The 14151-nt window shown below is 34.5% G+C and carries 21 protein-coding genes and 1 pseudogene; 9 read left to right on the plus strand and 13 right to left on the minus strand.

The genetic code is table 11. The features are described from left to right. Positions 1–76 precede the first annotated feature (76 nt). Positions 77–664 carry a DJ-1/PfpI family protein gene (locus HHU08_RS13865; protein WP_169188699.1) on the minus strand — a complete coding sequence of 196 codons (588 nt, stop codon included), beginning with the start codon at positions 662–664 and terminating at the stop codon, positions 77–79. Between the two features lie 184 nt (positions 665–848). On the opposite strand from HHU08_RS13865, the gene HHU08_RS13870 reads away from it, so the two are divergent. Both HHU08_RS13870 and HHU08_RS13875 read left to right on the plus strand, forming a co-directional pair. Further along, complete coding sequence (locus HHU08_RS13870; protein ID WP_016205380.1) at positions 849–1169, plus strand: hypothetical protein; 321 nt, start codon at positions 849–851, stop codon at positions 1167–1169. Between the two features lie 76 nt (positions 1170–1245). Continuing rightward, positions 1246–2181, plus strand: coding sequence for an acetamidase/formamidase family protein (locus HHU08_RS13875; RefSeq protein ID WP_169188700.1), 936 nt, complete (start codon positions 1246–1248; stop codon positions 2179–2181). A gap of 73 nt (positions 2182–2254) precedes the next feature. Here the strand turns inward: HHU08_RS13875 and HHU08_RS13880 are convergent. Beyond that, positions 2255–2689 (minus strand): annotated as a pseudogene (locus HHU08_RS13880) (RtcB family protein); the annotation flags it as partial. Positions 2690–2812: 123 nt separating this feature from the next. Here HHU08_RS13880 and HHU08_RS13885 point away from each other — a divergent pair. Then, on the plus strand, positions 2813–3586 hold the full coding sequence (locus HHU08_RS13885) for a YhfC family intramembrane metalloprotease (protein WP_169188701.1): 774 nt from the start codon (positions 2813–2815) through the stop codon (positions 3584–3586). 228 nt (positions 3587–3814) lie between these two features. On the opposite strand, the gene HHU08_RS13890 is transcribed toward HHU08_RS13885, so the two are convergent. Both HHU08_RS13890 and HHU08_RS13895 read right to left on the minus strand, forming a co-directional pair. Then, positions 3815–4168: a hypothetical protein gene (locus HHU08_RS13890; protein WP_169188702.1), complete on the minus strand. Its 354-nt coding sequence runs from the start codon at positions 4166–4168 to the stop codon at positions 3815–3817. Positions 4169–4175: 7 nt separating this feature from the next. Continuing rightward, entirely contained in the window at positions 4176–4433 is a 258-nt protein-coding gene (locus tag HHU08_RS13895) for a hypothetical protein (RefSeq protein WP_205835617.1), read from the minus strand. Positions 4434–4645: 212 nt separating this feature from the next. Here HHU08_RS13895 and HHU08_RS13900 point away from each other — a divergent pair, with 212 nt between their 5' ends. Continuing rightward, a complete protein-coding gene (locus tag HHU08_RS13900; RefSeq protein WP_016205386.1) occupies positions 4646–5260 on the plus strand; it encodes a DedA family protein in 615 nt (204 codons plus the stop codon). A 78-nt stretch (positions 5261–5338) separates the two neighbouring features. On the opposite strand, the gene HHU08_RS13905 is transcribed toward HHU08_RS13900, so the two are convergent. From HHU08_RS13905 to HHU08_RS13915, 3 genes are all read right to left on the minus strand, one after another. Then, positions 5339–5518 (minus strand): hypothetical protein, encoded by a 180-nt coding sequence (locus HHU08_RS13905; protein WP_101731049.1) that lies wholly within the window; start codon positions 5516–5518, stop codon positions 5339–5341. Between the two features lie 83 nt (positions 5519–5601). Then, positions 5602–5937: a cupin domain-containing protein gene (locus HHU08_RS13910; RefSeq protein ID WP_169189684.1), complete on the minus strand. Its 336-nt coding sequence runs from the start codon at positions 5935–5937 to the stop codon at positions 5602–5604. An 81-nt stretch (positions 5938–6018) separates the two neighbouring features. After that, positions 6019–6354 carry a DUF4183 domain-containing protein gene (locus HHU08_RS13915; RefSeq protein ID WP_224428593.1) on the minus strand — a complete coding sequence of 112 codons (336 nt, stop codon included), beginning with the start codon at positions 6352–6354 and terminating at the stop codon, positions 6019–6021. Positions 6355–6497: 143 nt separating this feature from the next. Here HHU08_RS13915 and HHU08_RS13920 point away from each other — a divergent pair, with 143 nt between their 5' ends. Continuing rightward, a complete protein-coding gene (locus tag HHU08_RS13920) occupies positions 6498–6878 on the plus strand; it encodes a DUF4183 domain-containing protein (RefSeq protein WP_169188704.1) in 381 nt (126 codons plus the stop codon). Positions 6879–6998: 120 nt separating this feature from the next. Here the strand turns inward: HHU08_RS13920 and HHU08_RS13925 are convergent, their stop codons facing one another. The 3 genes from HHU08_RS13925 to HHU08_RS13935 form a co-directional block, all read right to left on the minus strand. Next, positions 6999–7343 carry a PH domain-containing protein gene (locus HHU08_RS13925; RefSeq protein WP_101731046.1) on the minus strand — a complete coding sequence of 115 codons (345 nt, stop codon included), beginning with the start codon at positions 7341–7343 and terminating at the stop codon, positions 6999–7001. 77 nt (positions 7344–7420) lie between these two features. Beyond that, positions 7421–7963 (minus strand): GNAT family N-acetyltransferase, encoded by a 543-nt coding sequence (locus HHU08_RS13930; protein ID WP_016203897.1) that lies wholly within the window; start codon positions 7961–7963, stop codon positions 7421–7423. A gap of 228 nt (positions 7964–8191) precedes the next feature. Beyond that, complete coding sequence (locus HHU08_RS13935) at positions 8192–8860, minus strand: Type 1 glutamine amidotransferase-like domain-containing protein (protein WP_016203898.1); 669 nt, start codon at positions 8858–8860, stop codon at positions 8192–8194. A 166-nt stretch (positions 8861–9026) separates the two neighbouring features. Between HHU08_RS13935 and HHU08_RS13940 the strand changes: the two genes are divergently transcribed. Further along, a complete protein-coding gene (locus HHU08_RS13940; RefSeq protein WP_169188705.1) occupies positions 9027–10463 on the plus strand; it encodes a DDE-type integrase/transposase/recombinase in 1437 nt (478 codons plus the stop codon). A gap of 244 nt (positions 10464–10707) precedes the next feature. Here HHU08_RS13940 and HHU08_RS13945 read toward each other — a convergent pair whose 3' ends face one another. Further along, positions 10708–11262 (minus strand): histidine phosphatase family protein, encoded by a 555-nt coding sequence (locus HHU08_RS13945; protein WP_328823013.1) that lies wholly within the window; start codon positions 11260–11262, stop codon positions 10708–10710. Between the two features lie 23 nt (positions 11263–11285). After that, positions 11286–11816: a GNAT family N-acetyltransferase gene (locus tag HHU08_RS13950; RefSeq protein WP_169188707.1), complete on the minus strand. Its 531-nt coding sequence runs from the start codon at positions 11814–11816 to the stop codon at positions 11286–11288. A gap of 224 nt (positions 11817–12040) precedes the next feature. Between HHU08_RS13950 and HHU08_RS13955 the strand changes: the two genes are divergently transcribed. The 3 genes from HHU08_RS13955 to HHU08_RS25500 all read left to right on the plus strand — a co-directional run bounded on the left by HHU08_RS13955 (position 12041) and on the right by HHU08_RS25500 (position 13538). Then, positions 12041–12871 (plus strand): type II toxin-antitoxin system SpoIISA family toxin, encoded by an 831-nt coding sequence (locus tag HHU08_RS13955; RefSeq protein ID WP_016203901.1) that lies wholly within the window; start codon positions 12041–12043, stop codon positions 12869–12871. A 146-nt stretch (positions 12872–13017) separates the two neighbouring features. Further along, positions 13018–13200 (plus strand): hypothetical protein, encoded by a 183-nt coding sequence (locus HHU08_RS13960; RefSeq protein ID WP_016203902.1) that lies wholly within the window; start codon positions 13018–13020, stop codon positions 13198–13200. A gap of 203 nt (positions 13201–13403) precedes the next feature. Beyond that, the gene (locus tag HHU08_RS25500) at positions 13404–13538 is read left to right on the plus strand and encodes a hypothetical protein (protein ID WP_263479859.1); all 135 of its coding nucleotides are present in this window, start codon (positions 13404–13406) and stop codon (positions 13536–13538) included. Between the two features lie 12 nt (positions 13539–13550). Here HHU08_RS25500 and HHU08_RS13965 read toward each other — a convergent pair whose 3' ends face one another. After that, on the minus strand, positions 13551–14066 hold the full coding sequence (locus HHU08_RS13965; protein WP_016203903.1) for a hypothetical protein: 516 nt from the start codon (positions 14064–14066) through the stop codon (positions 13551–13553). Positions 14067–14151: the final 85 nt, after the last annotated feature.

Consider the following 14151-nt stretch of genomic DNA (forward strand, 5'->3'; position numbering starts at 1 on the left):
ATCCAGTAAATAGGAGAGAAACTAACCCTTTAGGTAGTTTTCATAAATCTTTTGACACTACCTATATATTTGTCTCTCAATCTAACTTAATATCATACTCCATCCTTTTGGCAGTTTCCTTTGCGACTTCTTTTCCATATAATTTCGCTACCAAGTGAAAAGACATATTGATCCCCGCTGATATTCCACCTGAAGTTAAAATTTTTCCCTCATCCACAAATTTTACATTCCTTTTCTCCAAAATATTCGGAAATTCCCTTTCCAATCGATCGATATCCATCCAGTGAGTTGTCACCTTTATCCCGTCCAATATACCTGCTTTAGCCAATAAAAAAGCTCCAGTACAGACAGAAGTCATATATTCTACTCGGTGCGATTGATCTTGAATCCAATTAATTACCGCACGGTTATGTATTTCGATTTCTTCTGCACCATATCCACCAGGTACAACAAGCATATCTAGAGCAGGTTGGTTTTCAAAAGAATAGTCTGCTTCTATCTTCAATCCATTCCTTGCTGTAATCATTCCTCCTTTTTCTGAAATGGTGTAGACACAGAATAATTTATTATCCCCTCCAGCTAAAGAAAAAACTTCGAATGGTCCTGCAACATCCAAAACTTCAACCTCATTAAAAACGAATATTCCAATAATACGTTTTTTCATGCTACCTCCTTGTAAAAGAGTAATTGTCATTCCTATGAAAGTTACAATCAAGAAATAAAACCAAGTTAATCCCTTCTTTTTTCATACTAACATGAATTTTGAATTTTTAAATAATAAATCCTTCTAAATTTCTTAAAAATAAATGGTATAATATTTGTTCTAAAGATATATCTGGGAGGATGAAATGATTCAGGCAATTGGTATTGTTGATTTTCATTACAAGCCAATGAGAACAACGAAATATAAAGACAATGTAACAAAGAAAATTAATGGTAAAAAAAATAAATTTGATGATTCCTTTGAAGTTATTTCGATATCAGAACCATACGATATGGATGGAGATATTTACGTTCGCGTATCTTGTTCGTTTACCATTTATATGTACGAAAAAGCATATATTCGCAATCCAGAAGAATATGTTGGTTCTGTTTTTCCAACTTTAAAAGAGCGGATAACGCCAAATATTATTGCTACGAAAGTTTATAGTTTATCAAAAAGAAGATAAGTATTTTTTGATGTCTTAAAGGATTGTGCCTATTTTTATCGAATAGAAGGGAAAATGACTTTTAGGAGGATAATTTATGCACCATTCATTATCATTGAAGCAGCAAAATTTACATGGTTCCTTCAGCAGTAGCTATAAACCGATTTTAACGGTGGATTCAGGTGACTCGATTACTTTAAAAACATTGGATATTGAATGGGGCTATTCTACCTCAAAAAACGAGGAATATCGTATTTACTCTTCAAGAGAACAAGAGGAAAAACCACAGCATCCTATGATTGGTCCAATTGCTATTAAAGGAGCAAAACCTGGGATGGTATTAGAAGTAAAATTAAACGATATAGTTCCTGGATGGTATGGACGCAATTGGGCTGGCGGGATGGCGAATTGGCAAAATAATGCGATTGGCATCGCTAATACAGATCGAATTCAATTGGATTGGGAATTAGATTCGGAGAAGATGATTGGTTCTACTTCCATTCATTCTAAATCATTTCATGTTGCTTTGCAGCCGTTTATGGGGGTTCTCGGGGTCGCTCCAAAAGAAGCCGGAGTCCATTCTACCTCCCCACCTAGATATTGTGGTGGCAATATTGATTGTAAGGAAATCGTGAAAGGTAGCAGCTTATTTTTGCCTATTTCAGTTGAAGATGCTCTTTTTTCTATTGGAGATGGACATGCATTGCAAGGGGATGGAGAAATCTCCGGCACTGCGATTGAATGTCCAATGGATCATGTAGATATTACGCTAGTGGTAAGAGAAGATTTACAATTAACCTATCCGAGAGCCAAAACCCCAACAGGCTGGATTACATTCGGATTTGATGAAGATTTAAATAAAGCAACGGAGATTGCTTTGGCTGATATGATTTCTTTAATGACGCAACTTTATTCTATTTCCCGAACTGAAGCGACTGCATTAGCAAGTGTTACTGTTGATTTACGGATTACACAGATTGTTAATCGTGTAAAAGGGGTACATGCCATTTTGAACGATGGTGTTATACGTTAGTTTGGAGAATACTATTCTAGGAAAAACAAATAGAAAGTGAGGCTCCTATTTTTGGGGTCTCTAAGATGGATTAATGGTTTCCCCTACCTAAGGTGCCAATACTTTGTTCTGCCCTTCTACGATTTATTGGCGCTTTCACTTCCTCTAAATTAATTTGCTCCATGTATGAATGTGCTTTATCTCTGATGGAGAAACCACTTGAATAAATTTGCGGATAGTCTCATCTAATTCGTCAAAATTAATTTCTTTTGTGCCTATATTTACTTTCGCTACTGCAATCCCACAGCCGATATCTACCCCGACTAAATTAGGGACAATTTTGTCTTGAATCGTCATTGTTGTTCCAATTGTACAACCGACTCTAGCGTGTGTATCTGGTATAATTCGTATCTTGCTGTTTTGAGCAAATTCCTGATTACATAATTCCTTTTATCTGTGTCTCAGCCATTTCCTCTAATTGATCCGTAAATACTTTAGCAGTATTATATTTCCCTCTTAATTCAATCATTTTGATCACTTCCTTTTTTATTTTCTTTTAGAATTTGTTTAACCGAATACTCATTGACGTACAACTTCAATCTGTTATAGACTTAATATAACAGATGAAAATAGCATGAGAGGGGAAAAAATAATGAATTCTGTTTATATAGGAATCTCTCTACAAGTATTACTTGCTGTGTTACTTCCTATCTTGCTTATGGTATATTTACAAAGAAAAAAAATGATGTCATGGAAGTCTTTACTTATTGGTATACTTATCTTTATTGTATTTTCACAGATCTTAGAAAAAGTCGTTCATTTCCTAGTGCTTGCTCCAACTGGCACTGAATTAAAATGGAGCACGAATCCTTATATCTTTGCATTATATGGAGGCCTAGCTGCTGGTCTTTTTGAAGAAATTGGGCGCTATTTTGCTTTTACGGTTTTATTGAAAAACCATCATCAATTTAATGATGGACTTTCCTATGGATTAGGACATGGTGGAATAGAAGCTATATTTATTGGTGGTATGAGTGCGCTGAATTCTCTGCTTATCTCCTCCATGATAAAAACCGGAAACTTAGAAACGATATTAGGTGCCGCAGCCACCCCTGAAGAAATTAACAGCATAAAGGAACAATTTGAACAGGCAAATATAATGCTGTTTGCGACTGGCGGTTTAGAACGAGTCTTTGCATTAGCTTTGCATCTTGCTTTATCGATTTTACTACTATATGCGGTTAGACAGCAAAAATTTAAGTATGTTATTTACGCGATACTTATTCATGCTGCTATTAATTTCTTGCCAGCACTTTATCAAGCAGGAACTGTGACAAACCTAGTTGTAATTGAAATATTCTTAGGGGTAGTTGCTGTTCTGTCTATTGTCTTTATTGTGAAAATGAAGCCAAAATTTGAGAACTAAACTTTTATGGAAGCAGGGACATAAGTATTTTCAATCAAATAACCCCGAACGATTATACGTACATGCAAAGTGAACTGCCCACTGTCAAGTAGACAGTGGAAATAATAAAAAAGATCTAAGCGGCTTTAACTCTATATTCCATAGGGCTAAGGCCGTTTAATCGTTTTTGATATCTATTGTGTAGTGACCCCTAAAAGTTAGACACGGTTATTTCATTAGGCAACTTGTTCAAAATGAGTTCGGTATTGTACCGGATTCATTTTCAATTTTCCATAGGAGTGGTTCCCCTGTCGATGTTATATAGATTACTTCCCATTTATTATCTTTCCATTCTAATAAACTATAGCCATATTGTTTATCACTAGAAAGATGAGGAATAAAAACATGCTTACCATCTAAGGCAATTTGTTTTAAAATAGTATCTATATTTAATTCACCAGTGTCTAAAATCATTTTCTTTAAACGATTTTCATTTGGGATTGAAGAAGGCGTACGATGATTATCAGTTATGGGAAGGAAAATACACAAACATATAGCAATCATTACTACAACTAGTAAACACCATAACCATTTATACCTCATTTTATTGCTACCTCCCTCTTAAGATAGATTTAGAGGTTCGAAAATAGTACTGACTCTTTTCAGTTGATATAATCATGCCTTTTCCATCTGTTTCAATATAAATAGTAGATTCATAGCCACTTCCCCACTTTGAGTTTGCACCCAATAGAATATAGGGAAAGCGCTCCGTTGTTTGATAAGATGCATATTCTTCATCATCTAATTCTTCTTCCATTACTTCTGGGAATGATTCATAATACCATTGTTGTGTATCCTCCAAAATCAAACATCTGCTTGCTCCAATCTAGAAAACTCTTCATTTTTTCATCCTTATTTTTGCATGTTTACCAAATAACAACATCACCTTATAGGAAAAATGAATGATATGTATCTCGTATAAATAAGATATTATTAGAAGATTTTATCTCCTTATGATAAGATACGGTTATGTGTGTAAATAGGAAAACAATTGAAATAGTAGTTTAAGGAGTGCAGTGAATGGAAAATTGGATTTTAGAAACAATGGAAAATTTCGGATACATAGGTATACTTTTGTTAATTACGCTCGAAAATATCTTCCCCCCTATTCCTTCAGAAGTAATCTTAACCTTTGGAGGTGCGATGACTGTAAAAACAGGGATGACTGTAACAGGAGTTGTCATTGTTTCTACAATTGGATCGGTTCTTGGAGCAATCATTCTTTATTACATCGGTTCCATTTTAGAAATAAAAAGATTAGAAAAAATTGTTGATAAATGGGGGCATATCCTCCGATTAAAAAGAGAAGACCTATATAAAGCAGATCGTTGGTTTGAAAAATATGGCTATTGGACAGTCTTTTTCTGTCGCTTTATTCCACTTATTCGCAGCTTAATTTCGCTTCCAGCAGGTATGGCAAAAATGAATTTTGGTATCTTTTTATTTTTAACAACAATTGGTACTTTCACATGGAATTTTGTTCTAATTCGCATTGGGGCGGCAGTGGGTGACTCATGGGAAGATATCGTTCATTACATGGATTTATACTCAAATGTCGCATACGCGCTTATTGCCATTATAGGACTTGCTTTCATCGGGCTTTATATTTATAAAAGAGTAATAAAACAAAAATAATGATGTTTATTTTTCATCTCATGGGATTTCCCCATGAGATGATTTTTTTATCGAAAATGAAATTTTTTATGGTACAAGCTACCTTTTTCGCATTCGATGATAGAAATAAAATAATATGCTAATAAAAACGATAAAAAATATAAAGCTAATCTTCATTGGATAAACAATCATAATTCTTGCATGAATTAGAAAATCAATAAAAAAGAAAGCGATAATTCCAAGAAAGAAAATCTTCAATAGGAATCGTTTATTCTTCATTTTAATCCCCACATCTCCATTTAGTAATTTGTCTTTTTCTGTTTATATTTTATGAGAGAGACTGGATATTTAGTTATGTATTGTTAAAAAGGATTTTTTAAGTTTACCGCTTGAATAACTACTGCAGTCAAGCCGGTATTTGATCCTGCTTCATGCCATTCTCCTTGCTCCCAAAATACAGCATATCCCTTTTTAATTGGAATCTTCTCTTCAGAACCATCTCTAATCCATCCCTCTCCCTCCACAACATAGAATAGTTGTGGAACTGGAGCTTGATGATAGCCTAAGATTCCGTTAGGCTCTATAGAGATAATCCCAATGTTCGTTGCTTCCTCTGTCTTCATTATTTTACAGTAGCTAGAAGCAACAGATTCATATTTTAAGATAGTGTTTCCTTTTCCAATCGAGATTACTTTCATCTCAGTCACCCTTTCTTCTTTAAACACATTATTGTGAATTAAAATATAGCCTGCCTTCATTTTTAAGACAGACCTTTATCTTTATACTATAAACATTTGCAACACTACAGTCGCTCCACATATCGGAACATCTTCTGTTTTTAGACAAATCATTCCTTGAGTCACTTCATAATTTTCCTTCGGCTGTAAAACAGCGTTAATAAACAAATTCATGTAAGAAACTTTTGAAGGATCTAGAATTTTTTGTTTTCCTAACTCTTTTACTCCATCTTCTTCTGTAAAAATATGCTTACTTCCATCTGCAATAGCGAAATATTCTAATACCATTATTTTTTTAGGTATGTGTATACAAATCTCTGCAGAAGGTATTTCAGGCATCATCAAATATGGTTTTGGCACTTTTTGTCGTTTTTCCATCTTCCCCACCTTTTTTAACCATAATAGTTATTTTATAAATAGAGAGTCAGATGGTGCACATATTGTGAATATTTCCATTATGTCTAGTCATTATCAGTTTACTTTCATAACATGAAGTATAATGGTATAAGGTGGTGAAACGTATGCCCTTACAAATTATGAAGCTTGCTGTTAGTGCAGCACTTGACATTGACACTGCTCCAACAGTTGATCGGTTTTTTTATATTGTTACTGACCTTATTACAGGTGCTGATACATTAGAAATTGATGCAGCTGATTTTATGACAGATACTGGCGATGCAGCAACAACATTACCAGAACTAACTGCTGATAATAGTTATTTCAATGTATATGTTAACGGAGTACTTCAAATGGAGGATCTTCTAACATATACAGCAGGAGCAACTGGTGTTGGAGGATTAGTCATAACAGTTCCAGATGGTTCTACTATTATTGCAGACACTCCTGTCGTCTTAGAAATCACAAACTTCGCTCCTACCTCTGAAGCAACTATTAATACGTAAAAAGAATACGATAGGCTCCGAATAATTTCCTTTTCGGCCTGTCGTATTCTTTTTACTTATATTTACTATCTAAAACATAGCCTTTACTTCGATCCATTTTCTATCATCTTAAACATCTAATCAAAGGCTATTATACGATTTAATTTTTGTAATAAAGTCCTCTACATTCTCACTCGTAATTTGTTTAAATTTCAATGTATCCTTTTTATATTTAATCGCTATGTACTGATTCAGCATTCCCTGCTTTAACTGAATATCTTCCATATTTACATACTCAAAGCTTTCATTCAATTCATTTCCAGTAATGGAATCCGCACAGAAGATTAATCGTTTTTCAGTTGCTGCAAGGATACCTGGACGAACTATCTTTCTATAAATAAACACTTCCAATGAACATCTGATTGTTCCTTTTATCGTTTCGTTATTTTTTAATTGCTGCTCAATTGTTTGTAAGTCTGCTATCATCCGGCTTCCTCCTCCTTCTGCTTCTAAAACTACTTACGGACGAAGCAGGAAAAAGTTTCCTTATTATTTATTTTTACTTAATCATTAGGATTAATAATAGCCAGTATTTGATGATCTTTCCATTGTCCATTAATTTTCACATTACTTTTTGCTATTCCTTCTTTGTGAAAACCAGCCTTTTCTAATACACGAATCGAACCGATATTATGCGGCATCACACCTGCTTCTAATCGGTGCAAATGAAGGGTATTAAATGCATAATCAACTAATTGCTTTACAGCGATAGTCATATAACCCTTACCATTTTGATTTTTATCAAGGACATAACCAACAATAGCATTGTGAGCAGGTTCTCTTCTTACCATATAGAGATTAACACTTCCAATTAACGCATCTGATTCTTTTAAGAATATCCCAAAGTGATAATCGACATCTTTTTTCTCATTTTCTTTCCATGTTTTAATTAATTGCTGCTGAAAATCTAATGTATAAAACTCTTCCTTGCGAGCAATGGAATAAGCTTCGAAAAATTCTCTATTCGTTAATTCGAGCTGCCATAATCCTTCTGCATCTTTTTCTTCAAATAATCTTATGTAAATCTGTTCCGTTGTTTGTATCATACTACCTCTCCTCTCTCCCATTTATTTTAACCATTCTTTTTATATAAAAACAACAGATTTTTCTGACAATATTACAAATAAAGTACAGGAGAGTTTAAACATCCAGCTGCTTTGATTGTCGTCAACCTAAGATGGAATAATGCTCCATTTTTCATAAGTATTTTACCTATTGATAATTAGTTTTTTATGCTAATTATTTGATTGTGTAAAATTTTATGAAATGATTATCTACATTGGTTTATCTATTTTTTCAAGATGATCTTTTTTTAACCGATAAACTCCCTTTCCTTCTGTCCCCATTAATGTATTATTACACCAATACATTCCAGTGCCTTCGTCGATTCCAAAATTAAAGCGAGGTTGAAACATTTTGACCGCAGTTCTTAAATGGCTTTCATCCATCCACTCACTAAAATGAACGGCAATAACCGTATCTTTTAACAAACCTAATCCAGCTTTATATTTAAAAACTCCATCCGCATTATCTTTTGCTGAAATAATACATTTCTCCATACTAATCAGCGCACCAGCTGAAAACCCGGCGATTGGTACTCCTGCCGAAAATTGTTCCTTAAGTATTTTTGAAATAGTTGTATTGGCAATATACTCTGCATAAAGCTCAGAATTCCCGCCACCGATGATAATTCCTGCACTATTCAATAGTAGTTGTTTAGCCTCTTCCACTGAAACAGTTGGTAAAGGTATATATTGAAATTCCATTATCCCGTTTTCCTTCAATACTTTTGTATACTTGGGCATATAATCTGTCCAATTTGCTCTTTCTAGAATAAGCAAAGATATTTTCCCAGCTCGTGCAGAGACCAATTCCGTAAATTTTTTTGCCATTTTGCAAGTAAATGGCGGGCCCCCACCCAATAAGAATAGATGCTTATCCATTACTGTCCTCCCATATTCTCTGTCGTATTGTCAAAACTTTATATAGAAATAGGCTATTATATCCTATAATAGCGGGGCTTTTTGAGCAAAAAAATTGCCACCCCCTGAATTCTAAGGATAATTGAGGTTACCACACACCCAACAACCTAGAATAGGAAGTGACAAATTGTACCCTCAAATTATAACCTATTTACTTACTTTTATTAAGTACCAAGATCAGGTTATTCGAACATTATTCACTCTTTTGATTGGGAAAAGTATGTTTGATAAACCTGTAGAAAAACCTGTAAATAAGCCTTATCGAAAACTACAGGTAGACGACCTCCCAATCATCGAAACCCTACAAAAGTTTGATTATAAACTTCTTTTGAATGAGTATCAGGAGAAAAATGGGAAACCCCTTAAACCTGTTCGAAGACACTCAAATTCAAAAACAACTGTTCCTTCCAGCATAAAATGTCCAAAGTGTGGTGCTCCATCTGATTTTCTTTATGCAAATAACGGAGACAAGGGACAGTATCAATGCAAGGTGTGTACATGTTTGTTTAACCAAAAAAATCATTATTCAAAAGAGGCAATTTTAAAATGTCCTCACTGTGCTAAAACGCTTGAAAAGGTCAAAGAGAGAAAAGATTTCGATGTATTCAAGTGTAAAAACAACGACTGTTCTTATTACCAAAAGAAACAAAATGGACTATCTTCAAAAGAGAAAAAACAGTTTAAAAAGGATCCACAGGCATTTAAAATGCGTTATATTTTCCGTCAGTTTCGTATCGATTACCAACCCTTATCGAAGCGTTCACCTCAGAAACCAAAGTTAGATTTATCAAGACTATATGTGTCGCCACATACATTGGGACTGATTTTGACCTACCATGTGAACTATGGGTTGTCAGCCCGTAAAACAGCTGCACTCATGAAGGATGTACATGGTGTATCCATCTCCCACCAAAGCATTTTGAATTACGAAAATAGCGTAGCACTGATGCTTAAACCTTATGTGGACCATTATCCTTATGAGCTTTCTGATCAATTCTGTGGAGACGAGACCTACATTCGAGTGAAAGGTCGCTGGCATTATTTATTCTTCTTTTTTGATGCCGTAAAAAAGATTATTCTGTCTTATCCTGTTTCTCCTAATCGAGATACTCAGTCAGCCATTCTGGCTATCGATGAGGTTCTTCTAAAGATGAAGGAAATCCCTAAAAACCTCACGTTTATTGTAGATGGCAATCCGATTTACCTATTAGCCCAACATTTCTTTGCCCAACATGATATTTCGTTTGATGTGAAGCAAGTCATTGGATTAACCAACGAAGATCCAGTATCAACAGAATACCGACCACTCAAGCAAATTATTGAACGACTCAATCGAACGTTTAAAGGAAATTATCGCTCGACTCATGGGTTTGGATCTGATCATGGATCTGTTTCTTTCGTCACTTTGTTTGTCGCATACTTTAACTTTCTACGGCCTCATTCAGCCTTAGAAGGAAAAGTACCTGTGATTCATCCAGAGTTACTTCAGCTTCCCAATATGCCAGCAAGATGGACTAAGCTAATTGGATTAGCTCAAGATTGGATTATAGAACAAACAACCTAGCTTTTGTTTAGCTGAGCCCTGAACCAGCAATCGGCGGAGCGAACTCTTGACAAACCGAACTTGCCAATGGTTTAAAATGGAAAAAAACAAGGGCTTATTTGGCATGCCTTCTTTTGTCCCCTTCGCCCTTGATAACCTGAATTCAAACCATTGGTGTGTTTGTCAAGAGCGATTGCGAGCCTCTCCACTTCAAAAAGGAAAGAAGAAAAAGACTTCAGGTTACTTTTTCATAGAAGTTTTGACACTACCTTCTCTGTACAGTTATTAATCGATTACCATCAAATATTAATTTATAAATATCCGGAATTTGTAAATTTTCCCAAAATTGATAATCATATTCCTTTGAAAAATAGTTCATCATTAGAACCATAATATTTCCATGTGTACCAATAACAATCCTTTTATTTTCATATTGTTTTAGTATTTGAAATAATGTTCGGACACCTCTTTTCTGTGCAGTTAGATTAGACTCTCCTCCATCCCAGGCAAAAGATTCTTCTTTCCATACTTTTTCGATTGCAGTATCAAAATCACTAATAGATCCTTTTGCTAACACCCGTTCTTTAAAATCGGAGATAAGCTTGATGTCTGCGTGGAAATATTCTGCAATTCCTTCTACTGTCTGGATCGCTCTCTTATATGGACTTGATAAAACGATATCGACAGATTCCATTTCCATTCGTTTTGCTACTCGTTTAGCATCCGATATACCTTTCTCCGATAAAGGTCTACCTAATTCATCTGAGGAGTATACGGAGTGTGCATGCCTGACTAAATAGATCGTTGTTCTAGATTCCACTTTTCTCATCCCATCATACAGATTTAGGCGTCTTTAACGATGGAATATACATTTATATCAAATGCCTTCCCATTCTGTTCATAATATTTCCTCAAAATGCCTTCATGCTGAAAACCAAGCTTTTGAGCAAGTTTATTTGATGCCTCGTTTTCTAAATAAATCATCGCTCCTAGCCGATTTAATTGAAGCTCTTCTAATGCGTAGGAGACAACTTTTCTTACCGCTTCTGAAGCATATCCAGCTCGCCAATAATCGGGATGAATTTCGTATCCAATCTCCGCTCTTTTATGGGAAAGAACTAAATTATTTAAACCAAGTGTGCCAATAAGTCGGGAAGTTCCTTTTATTTGCATGCCCCATCTTAACCCTCGATGATTTCGGAAACTTTCCGAAAAGTGCCCAATTATTGTTTCGACTTGCTCGATGCTCGAAAATGCCTCCTGGCCATAATAGCGCATTACTTCAGCATTAGAAAAATAGGCAAATAAATCTGCAGCATCCTCTTTTTCAATCTCTCTTAATATCAGTCTTTCTGTCTCTAATATTGGAAACATCCTATTCCTCTTTTCTATGTTCGTTTTTACTAAGTTTCGGTTTACCATTTTTTTCTTATTATAATAGAAATCCTAGAATTAGCCTAGGGGAAATATCGGATAATGATTGCATTGATACTATCTATACGCCTGAGATTAGAAAACGATTTCATTTTTATTAATATTCATTCCTATACTGAATGCATGCTATAATAATAGATATGAAAATATTGGGAGGACAACCTTTGACAGCAATCTATTTTGGCTTTATTTCTGCAGTTATCTTGTTGATCGTGCTTTCACTCATCTATTTTTGGTGGCGAACAGATAAATACGTAGAGAATCTTCAGGCGATTCGAAAATCATATTATGTATTGTTTTTTCTTTTAATCTGTCTTGGAATCTTTTCAGATCAACTTCAAATTGTTGACTGGAAAACGATTTTGTCTTTTGTTTGTGCGGCTGTTTTTCTTGATATAGCCGTTTTTCAAACACCAGACATTCTTAAGATTTGGAACACAGAATTCCAGCATAGCAATTACATACGTAAAACAATTCGCAAAAATGAAGAAGTTTTAGGCTACAACGCAAAAAAAGTCCAGAACTTTACCGAAGTTATTTCCAGAACTGCTGATCATTTTATGGATCGCAATCCTCCCCAACACTGGCGCCAATATAAAGATGAACTACGAGCCTATTTAAATCTATACGCAGACACTTTTCAATTTCATATTGCAATTTTTCCATTTGCCATAAGTGCCAGTGCTGATGAATTAAAACGCAACCTAGAAGCAGCTTTTAATAGTGTAGAAATTTGTTATAATATTAACTTTGTAGATAGAGAAGTAAGAGATAGCATGGTCCAATACCTGCTTGATGGGAAAAGTATCCCTTTAAAAGACCCAAGTCATGGTACAAATGAAGAAGAACGGGCAAAGAATGTTTTTATCGTTGCATATTATGGGGAAAGTTATAATATGTTGATAGGAATTAGTTCAAATTTTGTGGAAGTCGACGGAATTGATGCTTCCCATATCCTTAACCTCGCACAAATTTTTGATTGGTACATGGTTTAAGTCTCCATTTTAGATGTTCTGTAGTATAATAATATATAGATAAAAAAGCATGAGCATTTTTCACAATTAATAAACTTATAGTTTTGGAGATTAGTAGCTTGTGCAAGAATTTCATCATCAAATTTTGTTAAAAAGGAGGAATTGATATGGCAGACAAAAAAAACGCTGCAACTGCTCCCACTCCTACCCCATTCAATAAATCGAAGAAACAGCCAAAAAAATCAATGAATCCGAATAGGAGAAAAATGACGGTAGCAGTGTCAGAAACTTTTGAAGATATTCATGACATGAATAAAAAAGCATTAAACTTACTAGCTAAACGGGCATAATTAAACAGAGTCTATGGAAATGAGAAGAGTTCTTTACGAAAGAAATTACTCATTTTCTAAGACTCTGCTTTTTTTTTGTATCACAAGAAAAAGAGTAAAAAGTTAGAGAACAGCGTAGACTACATTACAATTACTTAATATTTGTATAAAAACACTAAAACAATGGAAAACCTGTATATAAAAAGTAATGAGGCAATTCAGATATGACATTAAAAAGAAAACAAAACATGAATCCAAATCGAAGACATATGACTGTACCAGCCATGCATTTTTCTGTTTCCATTTACAATAAAAACACAATAGCTATCTTAGAAGCATTGGACCAAAGGAAGATCTAAACTTATCCGTTCTTATTTTATTTTCGGCTCTCTGCCATTATGATGGGGGTCTGTTTCTAAATGCTGATCTAAATAGCTATAAAACTTTTCCATTGTATGTTGCTCTTTGAGAATCGATTGAAGCTTTAAAGGATCTTTAATAAACACTTTGTGTTTCTTTAATAGCTTAACCAACTCCGGAAAAAGGCTAATATCTTCACTCTCCAAATGCAAAGTGGAAGAATCCTTTAAGTGAATAATAATATCTAAATGAAGCGATGATCCTAAAAGGTATAAAAAAACAGTTGGGACACGTTGCACATTAAATTCTACTGAAACAATTTCTTTATAACGAACCGTTTGCAAATTCCGCTTCTTTTTTCTTCTCAACAATCCACAAGGTGTAAAAAGAATACCTAAATCATTAAAGCTTGTATAACATATGGGATAAAGCTTACTTGCATAATGTGGGTATTTTTTCCCGTATACCTCAACAATAACTGGTAAGACTCTGTTCTTTCCCTGTGATACAAACTCAGTCCACTTCATTTCCGCTCCCTCCTACTTATTTATTACTTCACTCCAGCTACTACAAACGTCATTACATTTCACTCTTTGTTTATTTACTCTAGTC

Origin of the sequence: Niallia alba (assembly GCF_012933555.1) — a bacterium.
GTDB classification, from domain to species: Bacteria; Bacillota; Bacilli; order Bacillales; family Cytobacillaceae; genus Niallia; species Niallia alba.